Annotated in this window: 12 protein-coding genes and 2 pseudogenes; 10 read left to right on the forward strand and 4 right to left on the reverse strand. The window is 40.2% G+C overall.

Going from position 1 to position 21,487, the window contains the following annotated elements; translation table 11 throughout:
• The 5 genes and pseudogenes from O1D97_RS16610 (at position 1) to zapE (ending at position 9,067) form a co-directional block, all read left to right on the forward strand.
• Entirely contained in the window at positions 1 to 948 is a 948-nt protein-coding gene (locus tag O1D97_RS16610) for an alpha-E domain-containing protein (protein WP_269127283.1), read from the forward strand.
• Positions 945 to 4,318: pseudogene (locus O1D97_RS16615) on the forward strand (transglutaminase family protein). Before O1D97_RS16610 ends, O1D97_RS16615 begins: the two are co-directional and overlap by 4 nt.
• A 36-nt stretch (positions 4,319 to 4,354) precedes the next feature.
• Positions 4,355 to 6,934 carry a circularly permuted type 2 ATP-grasp protein gene (locus O1D97_RS16620; protein ID WP_269127284.1) on the forward strand — a complete coding sequence of 860 codons (2,580 nt, stop codon included), beginning with the start codon at positions 4,355 to 4,357 and terminating at the stop codon, positions 6,932 to 6,934.
• Positions 6,931 to 7,821 carry a transglutaminase family protein gene (locus O1D97_RS16625; RefSeq protein WP_269127285.1) on the forward strand — a complete coding sequence of 297 codons (891 nt, stop codon included), beginning with the start codon at positions 6,931 to 6,933 and terminating at the stop codon, positions 7,819 to 7,821. The genes O1D97_RS16620 and O1D97_RS16625 overlap by 4 nt, the downstream gene beginning before the upstream one ends.
• A gap of 109 nt (positions 7,822 to 7,930) precedes the next feature.
• Positions 7,931 to 9,067: a cell division protein ZapE gene (gene zapE, locus O1D97_RS16630; RefSeq protein WP_269127286.1), complete on the forward strand. Its 1,137-nt coding sequence runs from the start codon at positions 7,931 to 7,933 to the stop codon at positions 9,065 to 9,067.
• Positions 9,068 to 9,158: 91 nt separating this feature from the next.
• On the opposite strand, the gene O1D97_RS16635 is transcribed toward zapE, so the two are convergent.
• A complete protein-coding gene (locus O1D97_RS16635) occupies positions 9,159 to 11,333 on the reverse strand; it encodes an esterase-like activity of phytase family protein (protein ID WP_269127287.1) in 2,175 nt (724 codons plus the stop codon).
• A gap of 142 nt (positions 11,334 to 11,475) precedes the next feature.
• Positions 11,476 to 12,453: an adenosylmethionine decarboxylase gene (locus O1D97_RS16640; protein WP_269127288.1), complete on the reverse strand. Its 978-nt coding sequence runs from the start codon at positions 12,451 to 12,453 to the stop codon at positions 11,476 to 11,478.
• Positions 12,454 to 12,662: 209 nt separating this feature from the next.
• On the opposite strand from O1D97_RS16640, the gene O1D97_RS16645 reads away from it, so the two are divergent.
• The 5 genes from O1D97_RS16645 to O1D97_RS16665 all read left to right on the forward strand — a co-directional run bounded on the left by O1D97_RS16645 (position 12,663) and on the right by O1D97_RS16665 (position 19,410).
• The gene (locus tag O1D97_RS16645) at positions 12,663 to 13,883 is read left to right on the forward strand and encodes an MFS transporter (protein ID WP_269127289.1); all 1,221 of its coding nucleotides are present in this window, start codon (positions 12,663 to 12,665) and stop codon (positions 13,881 to 13,883) included.
• Positions 13,884 to 14,441: 558 nt separating this feature from the next.
• Positions 14,442 to 15,824 carry an L-serine ammonia-lyase gene (locus O1D97_RS16650; protein ID WP_269127290.1) on the forward strand — a complete coding sequence of 461 codons (1,383 nt, stop codon included), beginning with the start codon at positions 14,442 to 14,444 and terminating at the stop codon, positions 15,822 to 15,824.
• 257 nt (positions 15,825 to 16,081) lie between these two features.
• The gene (locus tag O1D97_RS16655; RefSeq protein ID WP_269127291.1) at positions 16,082 to 17,659 is read left to right on the forward strand and encodes an inorganic phosphate transporter; all 1,578 of its coding nucleotides are present in this window, start codon (positions 16,082 to 16,084) and stop codon (positions 17,657 to 17,659) included.
• A 298-nt stretch (positions 17,660 to 17,957) separates the two neighbouring features.
• Positions 17,958 to 18,731, forward strand: a complete 774-nt coding sequence (locus O1D97_RS16660; RefSeq protein ID WP_269127292.1) for a hypothetical protein — start codon at positions 17,958 to 17,960, stop codon at positions 18,729 to 18,731.
• 58 nt (positions 18,732 to 18,789) lie between these two features.
• On the forward strand, positions 18,790 to 19,410 hold the full coding sequence (locus O1D97_RS16665) for a LysE family translocator (protein WP_269127293.1): 621 nt from the start codon (positions 18,790 to 18,792) through the stop codon (positions 19,408 to 19,410).
• A 79-nt stretch (positions 19,411 to 19,489) separates the two neighbouring features.
• Here O1D97_RS16665 and O1D97_RS16670 read toward each other — a convergent pair.
• A pseudogene (locus O1D97_RS16670) lies at positions 19,490 to 21,014 on the reverse strand (DNA topoisomerase 3).
• 8 nt (positions 21,015 to 21,022) lie between these two features.
• Entirely contained in the window at positions 21,023 to 21,421 is a 399-nt protein-coding gene (locus O1D97_RS16680) for a toprim domain-containing protein (RefSeq protein WP_269127295.1), read from the reverse strand.
• Positions 21,422 to 21,487: the final 66 nt, after the last annotated feature.

A 21,487-nucleotide genomic window follows, 5' to 3' on the forward strand; every position in this document is an offset into this window, starting at 1 on the left:
ATGTTATCACGAGTAGCTGAACGTATTTATTGGAGTGCACGCTACATTGAGCGTGTCGAGAACATTGCTCGCTTAGTGAGCGTGTATGACAACATGTTATATGACCTTCCAAAAGGGGTCGATATTAGTTGGTATAACCTTGTCGAGATCAATGGTAGTACAGAGTTATTTCATGAGAGATATAAGGTTCAGGACGAAAAAAATGTTCTGAAATTTATGTTAGAAGATGCTACTAACTCAAGTTCTATGTTGTCATCGATAAAAATGGTACGTGAAAATATACGTACCACGCGAGATGTTGTACCTGAAGCCACATGGGAACTGATTAATGAGCTTGATATTTATGCCCGTCAAAATATTAAAAAGGGGATAAATCGTTCAGATAGACATACTTTTCTGAATCGAATCATTGAAGGTTGCCAAACTATTAATGGTTTGTTGGCTGGAACGATGAGCCGTGATGCTACTTGGCAATTTGTCCTGTTAGGTCGAAATGTTGAGCGTTCTGATATGACCACTCGGGTATTAGATGCGGCTGTTTCTTTAATGCTACAACATCAAGAAGAGGAACGATTAGCGCTAGCTCAAGTGTTATGGTCAAAAGTCTTGAAGTCTCAAGGGGCTTACTTAAATTATCGTCGCACCGTTCGTACTTCTATCAGTGGTGCTAAAGTAGCTAAATTTCTGCTAAATGATCCTTATTTTCCTCGTAGTGTTAGCTTTTGTTTTAGCGAAATGTTGGTTGCTGTTAATAAGCTACCCCATGGAGAATCTGTACTAGACTCGTTAAAAGTACTCAAAGAAATGGATTTTGAAGTGACGACCTCTGACGACCTTGACGAAGAGTTTCGTAATTATTTGAACGAGTTACAGATTGGTATTATTCAGCTCAGTAGTAATATTACTGAGAGTTGGTTTTCATTTGATAAAGAAGGAGAAGCGGCTTGACCATTCGTGTTGCTCTACAGCACAAGACTGAGTATAAATTTGACCGCCATGTAAACGTAGCACCCCATATTTTACGTTTACGACCAGCACCTCATTCTCGTACTCATATACACAGTTACTCACTCAAAGTAACACCTGAAGATCACTTTTTAAATTGGCAACAAGACCCTTTCGGGAATTTTCAATCAAGACTTGTGTTCCCAGAAAAAACGGACACATTAACCTTTGAAGTGGAAGTGATTGCCGACATGACGGTGATTAATCCATTTGATTTCTTTGTTGAAAAATATGCTGAAAACTATCCGTTCTCATATGATGAACAGTTGCAAAAAGAGCTAAAGCCCTACTTAGAAATAACGGAGTCGGGACCATTACTAAAGGAGTATGCTGCAAGTATTCCCAGAGAGGAAATGCCAATCAACGATTTCTTAGTTATGGTGAATACTAAGTTATCTCAAGATATTGGCTATGGTATTCGTCTTGAACCGGGAGTACAAACCAGCGACGAAACCCTTGAGCTGGCTAAAGGGTCTTGTCGTGATACTTCTTGGTTGTTAATTCAGTTATTTAGACATTGTGGATTGGCGGCCCGTTTTGCTTCTGGTTATTTAGTGCAATTAACATCTGATGTAAAAGCTTTAGATGGCCCATCGGGACCGGAAGAAGATTTCACCGATCTACATGCATGGTGTGAAGTCTTTTTGCCTGGTGCCGGCTGGGTTGGACTTGATCCGACCTCAGGCTTGTTTGCTGGAGAAGGACACATTCCTTTGGCTTGTACGCCGGACCCTGTGTCAGCTGCCCCGATTACTGGCTTTACAGATAAGTGCGAAACAGAGTTCAGTTATTCTAACGTCGTGACTCGTATACTTGAAGATCCTCGTGTTACAAAACCTTACTCCGATGGTGACTGGCTAGACATTAAAGCATTAGGTGATGCGGTTGATGAAGAGCTAACGGCTGGTGATGTACGCTTAACCATGGGGGGGAACCAACGTTTGTTTCTATTGATGACATGGACTCAGCTCAATGGAATACAGAGGCACTTGGTAAAGATAAACTGAAGCTGGCGAAAGACCTTTTATTGCGTTTGAAAAAAAGGTTCGCGCCAGAAGGCATGTTGCATTACGGGCAGGGTAAATGGTATCCGGGGGAAGAAGTTCCTCGTTGGGCCTTAGGGTGTTTTTGGCGTCTTGATGACAAGCCTCTTTGGCATAATACTGATTTACTTGCTCGTGTGGATAAAGATTATAAACACGATGCGGCGGATGCGAAGCGGTTCGGCCAAGCATTATGTGAAGTATTGAAGCTGAATGATGCGTATTTAAAGCCGGCTTATGAAGATACTTTACATTACTTATGGATGGAGCAATCACTGCCTGAAAATGTAGACCCAACGAAAGCCGATTTAAGCGACAGTTTAGATAGGCGCCGATTGGCAAAATTATTAACGCGTGGTTTAAATACGCCGACAGGTTTTGTGTTGCCTTTGCAACCACTAGAAGTGGGCTCAGGTTGGGAAACCTCTGACTGGCCTATGAGGCGTGATGTGTTGACCTTGATTCCAGGGGACTCGCCGTTAGGATATCGCTTGCCTTTGAATTCATTACCTGCCGTCACAGAAGAGGAGATAAAACCGGAAAGAGATCCTTTTGAGCCTCGACAACCCTTGGTGTCAACTGTTCCTCCTGCTCGTGATCCTCGTTCTATGATGTCTTCTTTGAGAAAATCTAATGAAGAAGTTGATGTTAATGAAGTCAAACAAGCTAAAGAAAAAAACCATAGAGAGGTTATTCGAACAGCATTATGTATTGAGCCTCGTGAAGGTAAATTGCATGTGTTTTTGCCTCCTGTTCAACAGTTAGAGCATTATGTTGAATTGTTGCATGCCCTTGAAACTGTGGCGGCTAAATTATCTTTACCACTTATTATTGAAGGTTATGAGCCACCAAGGGACCCTCGGTTACAACGCTTTCAAATCACGCCTGACCCAGGTGTTATCGAGGTCAATATTCATCCTGCGTCAAACTGGGATGAAATGGTGCATAACACAGAGCTCTTATATGAAGAAGCGCGTCAATGTCGTTTAGGAACTGAGAAGTTCATGATTGATGGTCGTCATACGGGAACCGGAGGAGGTAACCATATTACCTTAGGTGGCTTATCTCCAGCAGATAGTCCTATCTTAAGGAAGCCTGATTTGTTACGCAGTTTGGTTACTTTTTGGCAACACCATCCTGGGCTATCGTACCTGTTCTCTGGTATGTTTATTGGTCCAACGAGCCAAGCGCCACGTCCTGATGAAGGTCGTGATGAAATGATGTATGAAATGGAAATCGCTTTCCAAGAAATGCCTGATGGCTTTGTTAAGGAGCCATGGCTTGCAGATCGCTTAATGCGTAATTTGTTAATTGATATTACTGGCAATACACACCGCTCAGAATTTTGTATTGATAAACTCTATGCATCAGGAACCGCGAGTGGTCGACAAGGGCTTTTAGAGTTCCGTGGTTTTGAAATGCCACCGCATCCACATATGTCTTTGGTGCAGATACTCCTATTACGTTGCCTAGTCGCTCGTTTTTGGAAAGAACCTTATAAGAAACCGTTAGTTCGTTGGGGAACCTCTTTGCACGACAAGTTTATGTTGCCGCACTTTGTGTGGAGTGACATAAAAGAAGTGGTTAAGGATCTTCAGCAGCATGGTTATCCATTTAAACTGGAGTGGTTAGCGGCTTTTGAAGAGTTTCGTTTTCCTCACTATGGTCGTTTACAAGTAGATGATATAGAACTTGAACTGCGTTGGGCTATTGAACCATGGCATGTACTCGGTGAAGAAATCTCTATGACGGGAACCTCTCGATATGTTGATTCCTCTGTTGAACGTCTGCAAGTTAAATTGACAGGCTTAACAGAAGGTCGTCATGTTTTGTCTTGTAATGGGCGAAGAGTCCCGATTAAATCAACAGGGACTCATGGTGAATTTGTTGGCGCCGTGCGTTATAAAGCTTGGGCGCCACCATCGGCTCTTCATCCAACGTTAGGTGTTGATACACCACTTGTATTTGATGTGATTGATACTTGGAACGGTATGTCGATTGGCGGGTGTACTTATCATATCTCTCATCCAGGTGGACGTAGTTATGAAACCTTGCCAGTTAATGCAAATGAAGCGGAAGCCCGTCGAGTGAATCGTTTTTGGGATAATGGCTTTACTCAAGGTCGTTTTAACGCACCGGAAGAGTTTGAAGCGTTAGGGCATTTTTACCCAAATAAAACCGCTTCAAAACCAATGGCTCCTCCAGCAGAGGAACCAACGGGAGAATACCCACATACACTTGACCTCAGGAAACGGTATAATGCGCTTTAATTTCTTTTATTGAGCAAATACTGGCAAATGCAAGCTATGCAAATACAATCACAAACAAGCTCTCTTACTGAGCCCAATGAACTTAAGGCCGAATTATCATGGTACCCTCTATCTGAGGGTACTTATGATGAAGCGTTTACTGAAAGTCGTACACCTCGGCCTCATTGGCAATCTCTATTTGAGAGTATTTCAACGCTTGGAAAGGAGGGCTTAAGCGATAGAGAGCGTCGAGCTCAGCGAATCCTTAGGGATGATGGTGCAACTTATAATTTAGCCGCTGAACCCATGTCCCCAAAAATTTGGGGGTTAGACCCAATCCCTCTTATTTTAAATGATAAGGATTGGTTGCAGATTGAATCGTCTTTAATTGAACGGTCGTCTTTGTTTGACCTGATTCTAAAAGACATATATGGGCCTCGTAACTTAATAAAAGATGGCATCATTCCGCCAGAAGTTATTTATGGGCATCCTGGGTTCTTACGTGCTTGCCAAGGTATGTCGGTCCCTGGAAACCATAACCTACTCTTGCATGCTGTTGATATGGTACGTACTCAAAATGGTCGTTTTTGTGTCATTGGTGATCGTACACAAGCGCCAAGTGGTGCTGGTTATGCCCTTGAGAATAGAACCGTATTATCCAGAGTCATGCCAAGTATCTTTAGAGGAAGTAATGCGCATCGGTTAGCTTATTACTTTCAAGCTTTACGGAATATGTTGGCGAAGTTGGTTGCAGATAAAACGGACGACCCTCGCATAGTTATCATGACATCAGGAGCGTATAGTAGCTCCTATTTTGAACAGGCTTTATTGGCCAATTATCTAGGCTATTCATTAGTTCAGGGGCGAGATTTAACGGTCCGTAATGGTCATGTATGGTTAAAGTCTCTTCAAGGCCTTGAGAAAGTGGATGTGATCTTACGACGCGTGGACGATGCCTTTTGTGATCAGGCTGAATTAAGGTCTGACTCGTTTATGGGGGTGCCTGGCATTTTAGAGGCAATCCGCTCTGGTAATGTCGTTATGGCAAACCCGTTAGGGTCAGGCATATTGGAAACACCAGCTTTATTAAAATACTTACCAAAAATAAGTCAATATTTTTTGGGGCAAGACTTATCGATGGAATCGGTTCAGACTTGGTGGTGTGGCGATGCAGATGATTTTAAATTTGTAAAAGAAAACTTACGTAATTTAATCATTAAGCCAGCGATTAGAAGTGCATCCGCACCAAGCGTATATGGTCGACAGTTATCGAACCTTGAAGAAAGTCAGCTATTAGCACGGATTAAGCAAGCGCCACATCGATACACGGCTCAAAGCTATTTAGCCGCCTCTCATACACCTTCTTGGCAAAATGACGAAATTTGCTCAAGGCCTTCTATCCTTCGTACTTTCACTGTCTCAAATGAGGACAGTTATAGTGTTATGTCGGGCGGTTTGACAAGAGTGTGTGCAGGAGAAAATGACACCATTGTCACCAATTATAATGGGTCGATGAGTAAAGACACTTGGGTCATGTCTGATGAATCCAGAAATGATTTAACGCTTGTTAATAAACAGGAAGCACCGCATGGAATACATCATTCCAACTTACCTAGTCGAGTAGTAGAAAACCTATTTTGGATGGGGCGCTATTCTGAACGAGCTGAGATGACAATGCGCTTATTAAGAACCGTCTTTTCTCAAATGAATGGGGTGGACTCGTTACCAAAAGAGTGCCGTGATGTGCTTTTTAAGGCGGTATCCGTTCAAACGGGTTGTATTCCGGGATTTTGTGAAGAGTCGGAGGCGTTATTAAACAATCCTGAGCCTGAGTTTGTTGCTATTGTTGCTGATGGCACACGCATAGGTTCGGTTAAATCAAACCTGTTAGCACTATTGACCTGTGCTGAAGAAATAAAAGAGATGCTTTCAGCAGATACCCGAAAAATCATCAACAATCTTCGAGATTACTTGTTTGAATTGGATCGTGCGTACATCAATGGTTTACCTGAAGCTCCTGAAGAATCGTTGGACAGTTTAGTTACTTGCTTATTGGCTCTTTCAGGTTTGAATCATGAAAGTATGTTGCGTGGTATTGATTGGAAGTTTCAGGAAATTGGTAGACGAACGGAAAGGGCAATTCAGACCGCGACTTTATTAAGATCGACCTTGACGGTTTCCTTATCACAATTAAACCAGCAACAAGTACTCGAGTCTGTTTTACTTAGTGTCGAAGCGCTAATTTCATTTCGAAGAAGGTATCGAACACAAGTAGAAGTCGAGTATGGATTAGATCTACTTATGTTAGATGAGACCAACCCAAGGTCTTTATATTATCAAATTAATCAATTACAAAATTTGGTGAACGAGTTACCTAGAAGTAAAACCGCGTTGAGAGACATGAGTGCAGAAGTTCGTCTTATTATGCAATCATTAAATGACATCCAATTAGCGAACCTAGATGCGTTATCGGTTGTTGATCCAGTGACAGATCAAAGAGAAAAATTAAATCAGCTGATGATGGAATTAGAAGAAAACCTTGTGTTATTTACGTCAAAAATCAGTGATAAATATTTTGATCATAAAACAAGTGGACCACAAAAGCTTGTGAGTACCGAGTGGGGAAATGATGTATGAGGTATCGAGTTCGTCATATTACAGAGTATAAATACGTTACCCCCGTGTCTTTATGCTACAACGTTGCTCATTTATTACCTCGTGACACCCTGACTCAACGTTGTTTAAAGAGCTCTATTCAAGTACACCCAGAGCCGATTAGCCAGCAGGAGAGAACGGATTACTTTGGTAATAAATCATTTTATTTTTCGGTGCAAGATGCACATAAAAAACTGGTAATCGACGTGGTTAGTGAACTTAAAATAGCCACAAATATTGTATTGCCTAACTTAAATCAAGGACCAACATGTAAGGAGTACCTTGATTTGTTAGCGGTGTCTAAATCCCCAGATTTTCTAGAGTCCAGAGAGTTTTTGTTGGATTCACCAATGATTCGTGCTTCTGCATCTTTAGCGGATTATGCTCGTGAGGTATTTCAAGACGATGAACCATTATTGTTAGCGTTAAGAAAGTTCACAACTAAAATTTTTACGGAATTCAAGTTCGATCCCAATGTCACGACCGTTGCGACTCCCCTTGATCAAGTACTCAAATTAAAAGGCGGCGTGTGCCAGGATTTTGCGCATCTTGCGATTGGTTGTTTAAGATCTTTAGGTTTCCCGACTCGCTATATGAGTGGGTATCTTGAAACTTTGCCACCACCTGGTAAGGAAAAATTAATTGGAGCGGATGCCTCCCATGCTTGGTTCTCAGTTTTTTTGCCGGATCTTGGTTGGGTTGAATTTGATCCAACTAATGATGTTATGCCTACGACACAGCATTTGGTTACTGCTTGGGGGCGGGATTATTCAGATGTGACCCCTTTACAAGGCGTGATTTTTGATGGTGGGGAGGGGCAAACCTTGTCTGTATCCGTTGATGTGCAAAGGCTTGCCGCTTTAAATTAACCTATTCTTGAACGTCTACTGGACACATTCCTGTATTTGATCTGGTAGGCTTTGATGCAACGTAAATTGTCCTTTTAGATTCTCTATGAACATTATTTAGTGAGTTGTCATGACGTCTCCCAGTCAAGCCTATAAGAAACTTATTCAACAAGATAAAATCGACTTTGATGAAAGTCAGCAAGATGCCTTGAGTGCCTTAGATCAATTATTTAATCAGCTAACACGGGGCAGGGAAATGGCTATTGGTGCTCAATCCTCGTCTAATGCATTAGGCGTATACATGTGGGGGCAAGTTGGTCGAGGTAAGACATTACTCATGAATTTGTTCTATCAGTCGTTGCCTGAGGGATTAGGGAAACGTCTGCACTTTCATCATTTCATGGCGGATTTACATAAAGATTTGAATCGAACACAGGGCGTGAGTGATCCATTAAAAGTCATTGCTAAAAAAATGGCTCAAGAGGTAAAGGTCATTTGCTTCGATGAGTTCTTTGTTTCGGATATTGCTGATGCCATGTTACTTGGTGGTTTGATAGAGGCGTTATTTGAACATGGTGTGTATCTAGTCGCGACATCCAATATTCCGGTTGTGAACTTGTTTCAAAATCAGCTACAAAAAGAACGTTTTAAACCGACTATTGAATTATTGAATAGGCATTTACAGAGTTTTGAATTATCTGGCGAGGTGGATTACCGTTATCGCTTACCTCTTGACCAAGCTATTTATTTTGTAGAGAAAGAAGTACTGCAACAAGAGATTATTTCTCGCTTATTTCTAGCAGATGATTGTAAGCAGCAAGAGATACAGGTCAACGGCCGTGATATTTTTGTCTTAGCTAGCTCAAAACAAAGCGTGTGGTTTGACTTTGTCGGCCTGTGTGAAGGGCCTCGATCATCAAATGACTATATAGAATTGGCAAAACGTTATCGGCATATGGTCGTATCGGGCATACCGGAATTAAGTAATGAACCTTATGAACGGATTAAAGCAAGAGGCACGGAAGATGGTGCTGTTGGCTCAGGGGTAACTGGGGCTCGACAAATAACTCTGGGAGTAAATGATGACGCTGTCCGACGGTTCATTAGTTTAGTTGATGAATGTTATGACCAAAGAGTTGTGATGTATTTTCAGGCGGATGTGCCTCTTGATGCACTTTATTGTAATGGTGCTTTACAGTTTGAATTTAGAAGGACCTTAAGTAGAATAACAGAGATGCAAACGGCGTCCTATTTATTCATGCTATAAAAAAAGCCTCTTAGTGACTTTACTAGGAGGCTTCCTTCTTATCTTTCGTTCTTTATTTTAGAGCCTGAGTTCACCTAACTTTCATCGTAGCTTAGTAATTTCCGGCTTTAAAAAACATGGTTTCTCCAGAACTGTCATCTACGCCATCATTATCTGTCATAGCATACGCTTGACCTTTGGTATCAATGGCAAACCCTTCTAACTTATCTGTTATAAAGCCATTAAGTGAGGCTAAATCAGGAATAAAATCGCGAACCATTTGTTTTTTAACAAGAGGTAATTGACCACCTAATTTAGCAGGAACCATTTCAGATTTGGCGATTTTATAAAGACGCTTGATTTTTGCGGCAGAGCCTATTTGATTGTCACGTTCAACTACGTAAACAGAGTCACCGTAGGCGGTAATTTCAGATAACCCAATCCAACCTTTATTGGAGGCTTCGGTAGGATAAGCAACGGCTCCCCACTCTTTGGTTTTAGTATTGTAAGAAACTAATTTTACTCTATTATCCGCATCGTCCTTCCATTGACGTTGGATAGCAATCCATAAAGTATCACCTATACGAGTGATACCTTCAGCACCAAAGCGCTTTTCGACGGCAAGGAGTTCACCAGGAAAGGAGACTTCTTGTTTAATCTCACCCTTCGAATTGACATTATATAGGGCATGTGGAGTCAGCTTATCTGTACGACCTTCTGATGCAATCCAAAATCCTCCTTTCCCGTCCAGTGTAATGCCTTCTTGGTCTAATTTCTGTGCTGGCATACCATGACGAGTGACGGCTGTTGCTTTAATGATACGGGCAGGCGTTTGATTGGCGTCAATGGTAAAAATTTGAGGCTGGCTACTGTAAAAACTGTCATTCACGGCATAAAAAATACCTTCTTTTTTATCATCCGCCACTAAACCAGATAAAGCCCCCCAACCAATAGGGCGGTTATCTTGCATCATTGATTCTATTTGAGGATATAAAGACGCTTGATCAGCCAATTTATAAAGCATGACATGGGCTCTTACACCACCGTCTTTAATTAGATCTGTTTCATTCGCACTAACAATTAAATTACGCTCTGGAATAGCTATTGCAGACTCTGGTGATAACCCGGAAGGTAATAGTTGAATAAATTCCGGTTCGCCTCCGGTATCTTTATACACACCAATAATAGAGGATCGTTCAGCAAGAACAAATATATAGGTGTCTTCTCCAAAGGTAGCGACCTCTAACCCTTCAGGTTCTACACCTTTGTTGCCTGAACGTTTTTCAGGGTAATGACCTGCCATTGCCACACGGAATTCAAAATCGAGCCCTGACTCATACATGATTCGTCCGTCTTTGTGAAAAATAGTAAAGCTACGAGACCCTCCTTCAAAATCACCTTCATTGGCGGTGACGAAACGGTCATTATCAATCCATTTGACTGAATCTGGCTCACGTTTTCTATTTAGCTGTACTCCGTCAAACGTGAGTGCTCTTTCCTCTTTTAAATCTACATTATATAGATCGACACTACCTGCTGAGAAATGGTTGAGGGTTTTTCCTGTATTACCATCAATGATGGCTATGTGATTATTTTCTTGCAAGGTTACTACGATTTCATTGAGTTCATTAATGGCAACAAACTCAGGTTCAGGATCTGAAGGTGCAATTTCAGATAACCCTGTTAAATTAATGATTTTTTGATTATTACAAGCTAATTCGCCATCTTTGACTGGCGTGATGATCAAGCTTCCTGCAGGGTATTGTGGTAGCGCTCCGTCGTTTAAGTCTTCGTCTCTTTCATTCTCAATGGCAGTCGCCACAAAAGACATGTCTGGGGAGACGGCTACAGAATCAGGTTGTCCTCCTAAATCACAGCGAGAGGTCACTGTTTGGTCTGCTAAATTCACTGCCGCTAAGTATCCGCTTGGTACTGTGTAGCTAACGGATGTATTTACACCAGTAATGGCGTGTGTTTGAGTCATGCTAACGGATGTAGGCTCTCCTCCGAGCGAAATAAACCCTGCCGCTTTAGGGTTATTTTCATCTGTAATATTAATAAAGCCTAAACCTCCTAATGGGCTATCAGTGTAAATAACGGTTAGGCCATCTTTTGAAGCGGTAATGATTTCAGCAGACGTTTCTTGGTCTTTTTTTGCATCAGAGGGGAGGTTATTGGCTGTTGACCAAGATGAAATGCGTTGGAAATAATCTGCTTGAGCAAAAGTAGATACACTAATTGCGCTGATTAAAAGAGCAATGTGTTTCTTTGATAGCATCTGTTTCATTACTTTCAAACCTTTTATGTGAATAAAGTGAGTTTGAAGCATAGAAAAAGTATGTTTCGTTTTTATGAATTAGAGAGAAATAAAAAACCAACGCACACTTTGGGTTGATGTTTGTTGGCTTTATCGTGGCGCTCTATTTTATTTACTTTAATTTGTGAGCTCGTAGAGGGTTCTCTTGAGTTTGCATGTATTCGTAGAACCTCATGGTGTAACCACATGATAACGGCTCTTCAATTTGATTCATCAGTAGGTGATTCTTTGCGTCGACATTAGGAATGCCATTAAAGCTGATAATATCAAAGCTACTCGGTTGAAGAATTGATATAAGTTTATTAAAAATTTCGCAGTTCGTTGGTGTTAGATCAAGATTGGTTTCAAAGCTCACATAGGAGCTTTCTTCTTGAGGTGTAATATGCATAGTCGCATAGAAACCATCTTTAAGCGCATTCATAGAATAGCCAAAAGGTTCAAAGACAAAGTCGTTAATTTCAAAGCCAGGAAGAATGTCTTCAAAATTCATTAGGGTACGAATGGTTTGAGCATCTTGACCTTCGCTGCGTAAATAGTTAGCGACAGGACCTTGAATATGATACATCAGCAGTTCATAGGTGTAATCATTATCATCAGGAACATAAGGTTTATCCAGGTGATAAATGTAATTATGATGTGTATCTAGGTTACCTAATTGGTAAGCGACACCGGACATCCTTTTTTGTAAGGAGCTGATGTCTTCGGCAAAGGAGGATTTTTGTAGATGTGATTGGTACTCATTTTTACGTTGGAAAATAACAGATAGAATTTGATCTTTTTCAAAAATGTCCATAAAGGTTTTTACAGACTCAACGAGCGTGGTTGTACCACAAGTCAGCATAACAAAGTGGTGTTCCCATACAAACAAGCTAGATTCGGACAGCAAGTAAGCATCGCATTTATCGTTTGAAATGTTTGAAAGAATTGTGGCGTTACATGTAGCGACCATTTTTTCCCAAAATGGCTGCCCTAGAGAGCGAAGAGAAGGCGCATTTTCAGCAACAACGACTTCTACCTTTTTTTCCGAACCTTCAAAGAACATCAAATCTTTTACCCTCCAATTTACAGCACCTTTGGCGGTGAATAGCACCGCACTCTTAAAGGTGGCTATTGTAGCGGTAAATACTAAAATCTAAAAAGAAAATGTACTAAAAATCAAAAAAGCTTATTTTCAATATACGCTATGTATTGCCTAAAGTCTTATTTGTAACCGAAGTTCGAATATTGTGTCGTTTTGTAAATAAAGATTGTATTATTCTTGAAGGTATTGATTTTTAAGTAACTTTCAGAGGGATTATAATGTCGAGCTTGAATGAAAAAAACGTAATAGCAGGGAAAGCGTCACGTATAATCTTGCTTGCATGTTTAACTTCTGTTGGTATTGGGCAGTCATTTATTTTTACCTCTCTTCCTCCAATTGGTCGAGAAATAGGGCTCTCCGATGTGCGCATTAGTAGCATTATTACTATCGGTGCGATTTTCTTCGTTATCGGTGCGTTTCTTTGGGGAGGGATAATTGCTCGTATAGGGAGAATGAAGTCCATACTTTTTGGTATGTCTTCATATGTCATTACCTTAGGCTTTACAGGGTTTGTATTACAACAGTCTTTATTAAAAAGCTTGCCTGCAGAGACTACCTATTACCTTTTAATCTGTTTAAGAATTGTATTTGGTTTGGGTATTTCGGGAATAGTTCCAGCCATTCAAACATATTTAGTTCTCCATGGTGATCCGAATAAACGCAGTTCTACCATAGCATCCATAGGTGCTTCCTTTAGTATTGGGATGATTTTAGGCCCAGCACTTGCTTCTTTTGCGAGTAGTATTAGTTTAACTGCTCCCTTTTATTTAATTGCTGCGTTCGCTGTATTGTTATTTTTATTGGTCTTTCTTATTGTAAAAGATACGACACACGTCAAAGTTATGATCAAACCGAAAAGCATTAATTGGCTCAAACATCCTGCTTTACCTTTTTTAATTATGTCGACTCTGGTTATTTTAGGTATTACTGGTATCCAACAAATTATGGGATTTTTATTGCAAGACCGGTTTGGTTGGAGTGCCGTAGAAACGACGACTCAATTAGGCTATGCCATGATGGTGATGTCATTAATGAGTATTCTTGTGCAGATGGTGTTGGTACCGAAGTTTGAACTTGGGCCTACTATGTTGATTTATTTAGGTGTGCTCTTTGCCGTAATTGCGCAAGTTTGCTTTATTACTATGCAATCGTATTTTGGTATTGTTCTTGCTATGGGATTATTTGGTATTTGTTGTGGATTCCTATTTCCAGGGGTAATTACTGCACAAACGATATTAGCTGAAAATGATGAGCAAAGTCGGTTAGCGAGCGTGAACGCTTCCCTACAAGGTGTAGGTGGTGCGTCGGGACCCATTTTAATGGCGTCTTTATATCAGATAAACTCAACCATTCCGTTTGTTTTTCTCGGCATAGCTTACCTTATTTTGTTTATGGCTTTTTTGCATTATAAAGTGAGAATTCACCATAAAATAGCGTAAATGTACGGACTTGAATACGATTAAGCTGTTCTCTATGCGACATGCCCAACGCGTTTACTAAATCGAATTAGAAGCAATTCAATGTGCTGCATGCATGGTGTTTATTTGGCTTAGTGCGACTATTTATTCATTTGTGAAACCATCTCATCTTTCAGAATTGGTGATGACAATAGAAAAAATCCTAATCGAATGGATTTTTATGCTCTACAGATTTTCGCCTGCTTAACTATCCTGTTTGATTTTCCTAATTTAATTTCAATCCTCAGTTTTAAAGTGAGCTAGGCTTTTTTTATGAAGTGTTTTGTTCTATGACTAAAAATTAGATTAATGATATGGAATGAAGTCTATGCTGGTGCTATTTTGAAATTACACTGATATTTCGCTAAAAAAAGCATTGTCAAAACGGAAAATTGTATGTGAGAATGTCATAAGTTTCCTATTGGAAATTAAATTCATTTTTAGGGAAGGCTAAGACCTACCTAAGGATTTTTATTATTAGGCAAATTGAATATGACAACTCTTGTTGCCATATTCAATGAATTTAAGTGAGAGAACATCATGGCAATAAGTTTATTTGATTTGTTTAAAATTGGTATTGGTCCATCAAGCTCCCATACAGTTGGTCCAATGATTGCTGCAAATGAATTTGCTCAGTTTTTATCAAATGAGAATATATTGGATGATGTTTTTAGAATTGAATGTGAATTGTATGGTTCATTAGGAGCAACAGGTAAGGGTCATGGTACTGGAAAGGCGGTATTGATGGGGTTAGAAGGAGATTGGCCTGAGAGTATCGACCCAAAATCAGTTGATGTACGAGTTGAAGCAATCCACACCAATCATGCTTTGCTCTTGCTTGGTCATAAATCGTTAACTTTCCACCCAGAAACAGACCTAATCTTTCATAAAATCAAACGCTTAGATTTTCATGCTAACGGTATGACATTGCGTGCATTTAATAATGAATTGAATTTAATTGTTGAAAAAACCTACTACTCGGTAGGTGGCGGCTTTATCGTTAAAGAGAATTCAAAAGGTGACGTTGAGCTGGTAGAAGACAGCACCGAGTTACCTTATGAGTTTAATAGTGCGGTGGAACTACTGGATTTATGCAAACGGCATGACTTGAGTATGGCTGAACTCATGCTAGAAAATGAAAAAGTATGGCGCTCTGAAGCGGAAATTAAAACGGGCATTCTTAATATTTGGAGTGTAATGCAGGAATGCGTTGAAAACGGCAAGGCAAATGAAGGCATATTGCCTGGTGGTTTAAAAGTAAAGCGGAGAGCAGCGAGTTTATTTGCGGATTTAAGTAATAAAAATAGAATGGATATGATTACTCCGTCTCTAGGCGCTATGGATTGGGTAAATTTATATGCACTCGCTGTAAATGAAGAAAATGCTGGTGGAGGGCGTGTCGTAACGGCGCCAACCAATGGCGCCGCAGGAATTATACCAGCCGTTTTACATTACTATTGGGACTTCTGCCCTCGCTCTAGCGAGCAAGGGATTATTGACTTCATGTTAACTGCTGCGGCAATTGGCATGCTGTTTAAGAAAAACGCGTCTATATCTGGTGCCGAGGTCGGCTGTCAAGGTGAAGTTGGTTCGGCTTGTGCTATGGCCGCGGCTGGATTAGCTGCCGCAACAGGCGGTACGCCTGAACAAATAGAAAATGCCGCTGAAATAGGAATGGAGCATAATTTAGGACTAACTTGCGACCCAATTGGTGGTTTAGTTCAAGTGCCTTGTATCGAGCGCAATGCGATGGCATCCGTAAAAGCAATTAATTCGGCTTCATTAGCTCTAAGAGGTAATGGGTCCCACTATGTCTCTCTAGACAAGGTGATTAAAACGATGAAAGATACTGGACTTGATATGAGTGAAAAGTATAAAGAAACTTCTAGAGGTGGATTAGCGGTTAATGTAATCGAGTGTTAGTTCTGTAAAACAAACTATTCTTTGCTTTCAAGGAAGAAGGTACTAGATTAGTAACTATTGATTTACAAAAGTTAAAATTCTAAAGGGTTTTTATATCTGTTGGTGCATAGTAGAATGGCGCCGTTTTTACAGTTTTATGACGAAATTGTAGTAGATTTATGAATTTCAGGTGTGGCTTGGACGTGCCGTAAATGAAGCTAATTCAAATTAGTTTCAAGCCTGAATACATTTAAACCTCAAAAAATAGTAGAGACCGTATGGATCTTTCAAAAAATCAAAAGATGAACTCTTCAGGCTTTGGCTTTCCAGATATTATGCGTCTGATGATTGCTGTTGCTTTTGTCATAGCCGTTGGCCTGTATGCCAGTTCAAATGGTGCGGCCGTATCTAATGTTTCTATTCTTGCCATTGCGGCGGCTATCGGCGCTTATATGGCATTGAATATTGGTGCTAATGATGTTGCCAATAATGTCGGACCTGCGGTAGGTTCCAAAGCTCTTTCAATGACTGGAGCAATACTCATCGCGGCTGTGTTTGAAGCTGCTGGGGCCCTTATTGCTGGGGGCAGTGTTGTTGGAACGATAAAGAAAGGTATTATCAATCCAAACGCTATAGCGGATGCTGAAACCTTTATTTGGATTATGATGGCGGCATTACTTGCTGGCGCATTATGGCTTAATTTGGCTACTTATGTAGGAGCGCCTGTATCCACTACACATTCTATTGTTGGTGGTGTTTTAGGTGCAGGTATTGCTGCTGGTGGTTGGGATATTGCTAACTGGGGGCAAATGGCGGCCATTGCAGCAAGTTGGGTGATTTCTCCTTTGTTTGGGGGGGTTATTGCGGCCTCTTTTCTAATCTATATCAAGCGCAGTGTGACTTATCAGACAGATATGATTACAGCCGCTCGTAAAGTTGTGCCTCTTTTAATTGCGTTAATGGTTTGGGCTTTTTCAACTTACTTGATAATGAAAGGCTTGAAAAAACTGTGGAAAACGGATCTCGTAACGGCGGCTATGATGGGGTTTGGTATTGCCATTGTTGCTTATTTTCTTGTTCGTCCTTTTATTGAAAAAGCCGCTGACAGTTTGAAAAACACCAAAAACTCTGTAAATGATTTATTTACTATCCCATTAATTATATCGGCCGCTCTGTTGAGTTTTGCCCATGGTGCCAATGACGTAGCGAATGCAATTGGACCTCTTGCGGCGATTAATGATGCTTTGATTACGGGGTCTGTTGCATCTAAAGCGGCAATACCTCTATGGGTTATGCTTGTTGGTGGTATAGGCATCGCTGTAGGTTTAGCTCTATATGGGCCTAAACTTATAAAAACGGTAGGTTCGGAAATTACCGAGTTGGATAAAATTCGTGCTTTTTGTATTGCAATGGCCGCTGCGATTACCGTAATTATAGCTTCTCAGTTAGGGCTTCCAGTTAGCTCTACTCATATTGCTGTTGGTGGTATTTTCGGAGTGGGCTTTTTACGAGAATACGTCAAAGCGTCTTATCACAAAAAGCTTGCTTCAATAATTTCTCATTCTGAAGATGCTGGTCATGATGCTGTACAAACAAGTGAATTTGTCGCACGCTTTAAGTCAGAGTCAGTAGAGGGGAAAAGGGCGCTGTTGCGTGAATTAAAAGACTTAGCCGATATGTCTCCTATTTCTAAGCGTGAACGTAAAGGGCTAAAAAAAGCCACAAAGAAAGAGTTGGTGAAACGATCTGCATTGCTTAAAATTGCGGCGGCTTGGATTATTACTGTACCAACTTCTGCCATTTTATCGGCTATGATTTTTTATATGTTATTAGGTTTCAGTGTTAGTAATAATTAATCATAATTTGTAAGTGACGGTAGAGTATTGTATTTTTAAAGCCAGTGTAGCGATCTACACTGGCTTTTTGTTTTATTTTAAAGGCTTAACGGCCAGTATTGAGATCGTTTTATTTTTATTGGTTGATTGTGATGACTGAATAGAAAAAATTAGCGTTCCTATTCTGTTGGTAGAAAAACAGCTTTATAGTAATCAAAACTCTTTAGTAGAGTAACAGGCGTTAATTAATACAAAGGCACGGTTCTTTCAAATAATATTTATTTTAATATTTTGATTAATGTAACTTTTGGGCAGATTTATGACGACAATTACCATAATTGTTCTACTTGCACTTTTTGGTGGTTTTATTGGTTTTGTAATCATGTTGCAAGTGAAAGAGCAGGCTCGTCTTGAAAAGCTTCGTAAGGCGTCTCTTTTGAATAACCAAGCCAGGCAAATACGTCGATACCTTGATGACTTTCCACCACAATACCAACCAAAGGATTTAAGGCTTTGGCTCTTTTCGTGTCTTGTCTCGGTTTTTGATGAACTTTTATCGTTGCAGCCAGATGAATCACTAAAACGCAGGCGGGCTCATGCTGCTGAAGAGATGCAAGAATTTCGTGATAGCAAACAAAAAAGGAAAGCTCGGGCGGTTAATGATGAATTGCAAGTTATAGAGCTAAAGCGTTTGTTTGATTCGTTTGATAACTTCTTAAATGTATCAAAAGAACAGAAAAAAATTGATTCAGATTCGGCGTTTAAATATAGGTCGTTACTGGCTTTTTTTAGATATAAAGTGAGTGCTGATCATAAAGGCTATTTAGCGCGACAAGCCTTTTTAATGAATAAATTTGATGATGCCATTGGTTTATACAAGCAAGCGGTTGATGAGCTAGATCCAATTAAGGAAGTTCCTGAAGCGGATGAGGCAAGGAAAAAGTTCCAAGGGTATGCCGATGAGATCGAAAGTGATCTATTGTTGCAACAGCAAGAACAGGCGCTTTTAGGGGATGATGAAGAGGACGACACGGATGATGAATGGAATAAATTTATCGGAGGTTCGGAATTTGAGAAGAAAAAGTATTTTTGATCTGTGTTGTTAATTCTCGGTTTTATTTTGTAAATTACTTTTTCATATAGGAACAGTTGTGAATCTATCATTGCTTTCGGTATTTATACCGACATTCTTTTTTGTCTCTATTACTCCAGGTATGTGTATGACCTTAGCCATGACAATGGGGATGACGATAGGGGTACGTCGAGCCTTGTGGATGATGCTCGGTGAACTGTGTGGCGTTGCTTTAGTTGCTATTTCTTCTGCTATAGGCGTTGCGGCGTTGCTACTTAATTACCCAAGTGCATTTGTTGTATTTAAATACGTAGGTGGTGCTTATTTAGCATATATTGGCATTCAAATGTGGCGCTCAAAAGGCAAAATGGCGATTAAGTCTTCTGCAGCCGATGGCGCCCCCGCTTCTCGGGTTGAATTAGCAAGCCAAGGGTTTATGACTGCAATTGCTAACCCTAAAGGTTGGGCTTTTTTTGTTGCTTTATTGCCTCCTTTTCTATCAACTGAACAATCATTATTCAGTCAACTCAGTATTCTAGTGGCTATTATTTTAACACTAGAATTTGTTTGTTTATTGATTTATGCAACCGGCGGCAGAACACTGCGTACCTTGCTACAGAAAAGTGGTAACGTAAAATTAATGAATAGAATCGCAGGGACACTAATGTTAGGAGTGGGGGTCTGGTTAGCTCTTGGATAAACGGTGACATTTACATAATATGTAAGATGACTCTTTAAAAATTAAAGCATTGGCTACAATGCTAGTCGATACTGGGGTGTTAATTAGTCGCATTTTTACTCCGTGTTTTGTTTCTAGTAGACTTTTTTCTTTTTGTGAATTTTTTCCCCATTCCATTCATTCCTGAAAAGCTCACTTGTTCAACCTCATGGATGAGTTGACTAAGTCCTGTAATTAATGGGGTCATGAAATGATGGTAACTGATTCTTTTCTCACTAATAGCTTCCAGTTGTGATTCCCAATGGGCCGTCATATCAGGTAATACCATTTGTTTGGGTAAGCTATCTACTAATTGCCTCCCAATGGTTGTCGCATGGATCTCTTTGCCTTTTTTCGTTAAAAATTGGCGTTTAAAGAGTAATTCTATGATTCCTGCCCGTGTGGCTTCTGTACCAAGACCATCCGTCTCGCGTAATACTTTTTTAATCTCAGAATCGGTTACATAACGAGCGATCCCTGTCATAGCTGAAAGCAAAGTTGCATCGGTAAAATGTTTAGGAGGGCTTGTTGTTTTTTCGTCAAGTCTTCCATTAAGGCATTGAACTTGATCCCCTTTTAATACATTTGGTAAGTTTGTATTAGAAAACTCATTTTCTTTGTCGAGCGTATTTTTTACGGGAAAAAGAGCTTTCCAGCCTTCATGTAGTGTGTCTTTTTGCTTTGATATGAATAAACCTCCTGAGACATCATGGTTAATTTGTTTCTCGGCATATTCAAAATTTGGATAAAATTGAATTAAATATTGCCGAGCGATGAGTTCATATATACCGTTTTCGTTTTTAGTGAGGCGACTGGCATCCATTGATTTAGAGGTTGGGATGATTGCATGATGGGCACTAATTTTGTCATCGTTCCAAGCTTTACTTCTGAGTGATAAATTGGCATTTTTAGCGGCTAAAGACAAGTTTGGGGAGGTTTTTGCAATGGATTGTATGACTGTAGACTTGTCATCTAGATGCCCTGTTGGTAGATAGCGGCAATCAGAGCGAGGGTAGGTCACAAGTTTATGTCGTTCATAGAGCTGTTGGCAAATATCAAGAGTTTGCTGTGCATTTAAATTAAAGCGTTTTGATGCATCAATTTGTAAGGCCGATAAATTATAAGGAAGAGGGGGGCTGCTTTTTATTCTCTGTTTTGACCAAGGTAACCGTACCTTTCTTCCCTGTTACTCTATTGACAACATTCTGGGCCAGTTTTTTTGATAGCACTCTGCCATCTTCGTCCATATAAGGGGAGCATGCTTCACTGGGTTTCCATTTTGCTTGGTATTGTTCTTTTTTAGCGGTTGCTAAAGTGATAAATACTTCATAGAAAGGCTTGGGTATAAACTTTTCAATTTCTTGATCTCTATGGACTACCAATCCTAGAATAGGTGTTTGAACCCGACCAATAGATAGAACGCCACTATAGCCTGACTTTTGTCCTTGTAAAGTACATAGACGTGTCATATTTATTCCGTATAGCCAATCAGCGCGAGCGCGGGCAAGAGCTGACGTCGCTAAAGGAACAAAATCGGTATTGTTACGTAAATTACTTAAAGATTTTTTGATAGCACTGGGGTTCATATCGCTAATTAAACAGCGCTTTGTTGACTCGAGCTTTTTTTGCTGACGCCGACATAATTGATCACCTCATCCACTAGAATTTGACCTACTCTATCTGGATCTCCCATGTTTACAAGAGTGTCAGCTTCTTTGATGAGTTTCTTTACAACGGAAAATTGTTTTTTTGTTTGAGGTTTTACCTGATGTTTCCATTTTTCAGGAATAATAGGAAGGTCTTCTTTACGCCATTTTTTATAGTCACTATTATAGGCTTCGGGTTCGGCTTGTTCCAATAGGTGACCGATGCACCAAGTGACAATATCGCCATTGGCTAACTTAATATAACCGTCCCCTTTTTGATGAGGTCTCGGTAGTACATCGGCTACAGCGCGCCCAACGCTAGGTTTTTCTGCTATATATAAGATCATGGTTTTACTTTACTGGTTTTATATACAGTAAAGTGTAACCATGATTATTATTTGACGCTAGTATTA

Source organism: Marinomonas phaeophyticola (genome assembly GCF_026966905.1).
GTDB classification, from domain to species: domain Bacteria; phylum Pseudomonadota; class Gammaproteobacteria; order Pseudomonadales; family Marinomonadaceae; genus Marinomonas; species Marinomonas phaeophyticola.

Bases quoted from the DNA above. Each gene is read 5' to 3' on its own strand.
- O1D97_RS16625 (WP_269127285.1), top strand. From the start codon at position 6,931: ATGAGGTATCGAGTTCGTCATATTACAGAGTATAAATACGTTACCCCC.
- O1D97_RS16655 (WP_269127291.1), top strand. From the start codon at position 16,082: ATGGATCTTTCAAAAAATCAAAAGATGAACTCTTCAGGCTTTGGCTTT.
- O1D97_RS16610 (WP_269127283.1), top strand. From the start codon at position 1: ATGTTATCACGAGTAGCTGAACGTATTTATTGGAGTGCACGCTACATT.
- O1D97_RS16650 (WP_269127290.1), top strand. From the start codon at position 14,442: ATGGCAATAAGTTTATTTGATTTGTTTAAAATTGGTATTGGTCCATCA.
- zapE (WP_269127286.1), top strand. From the start codon at position 7,931: ATGACGTCTCCCAGTCAAGCCTATAAGAAACTTATTCAACAAGATAAA.
- O1D97_RS16645 (WP_269127289.1), top strand. From the start codon at position 12,663: ATGTCGAGCTTGAATGAAAAAAACGTAATAGCAGGGAAAGCGTCACGT.
- O1D97_RS16660 (WP_269127292.1), top strand. From the start codon at position 17,958: ATGACGACAATTACCATAATTGTTCTACTTGCACTTTTTGGTGGTTTT.
- O1D97_RS16680 (WP_269127295.1), bottom strand. From the start codon at position 21,421: ATGATCTTATATATAGCAGAAAAACCTAGCGTTGGGCGCGCTGTAGCC.
- O1D97_RS16620 (WP_269127284.1), top strand. From the start codon at position 4,355: ATGCAAATACAATCACAAACAAGCTCTCTTACTGAGCCCAATGAACTT.
- O1D97_RS16635 (WP_269127287.1), bottom strand. From the start codon at position 11,333: ATGAAACAGATGCTATCAAAGAAACACATTGCTCTTTTAATCAGCGCA.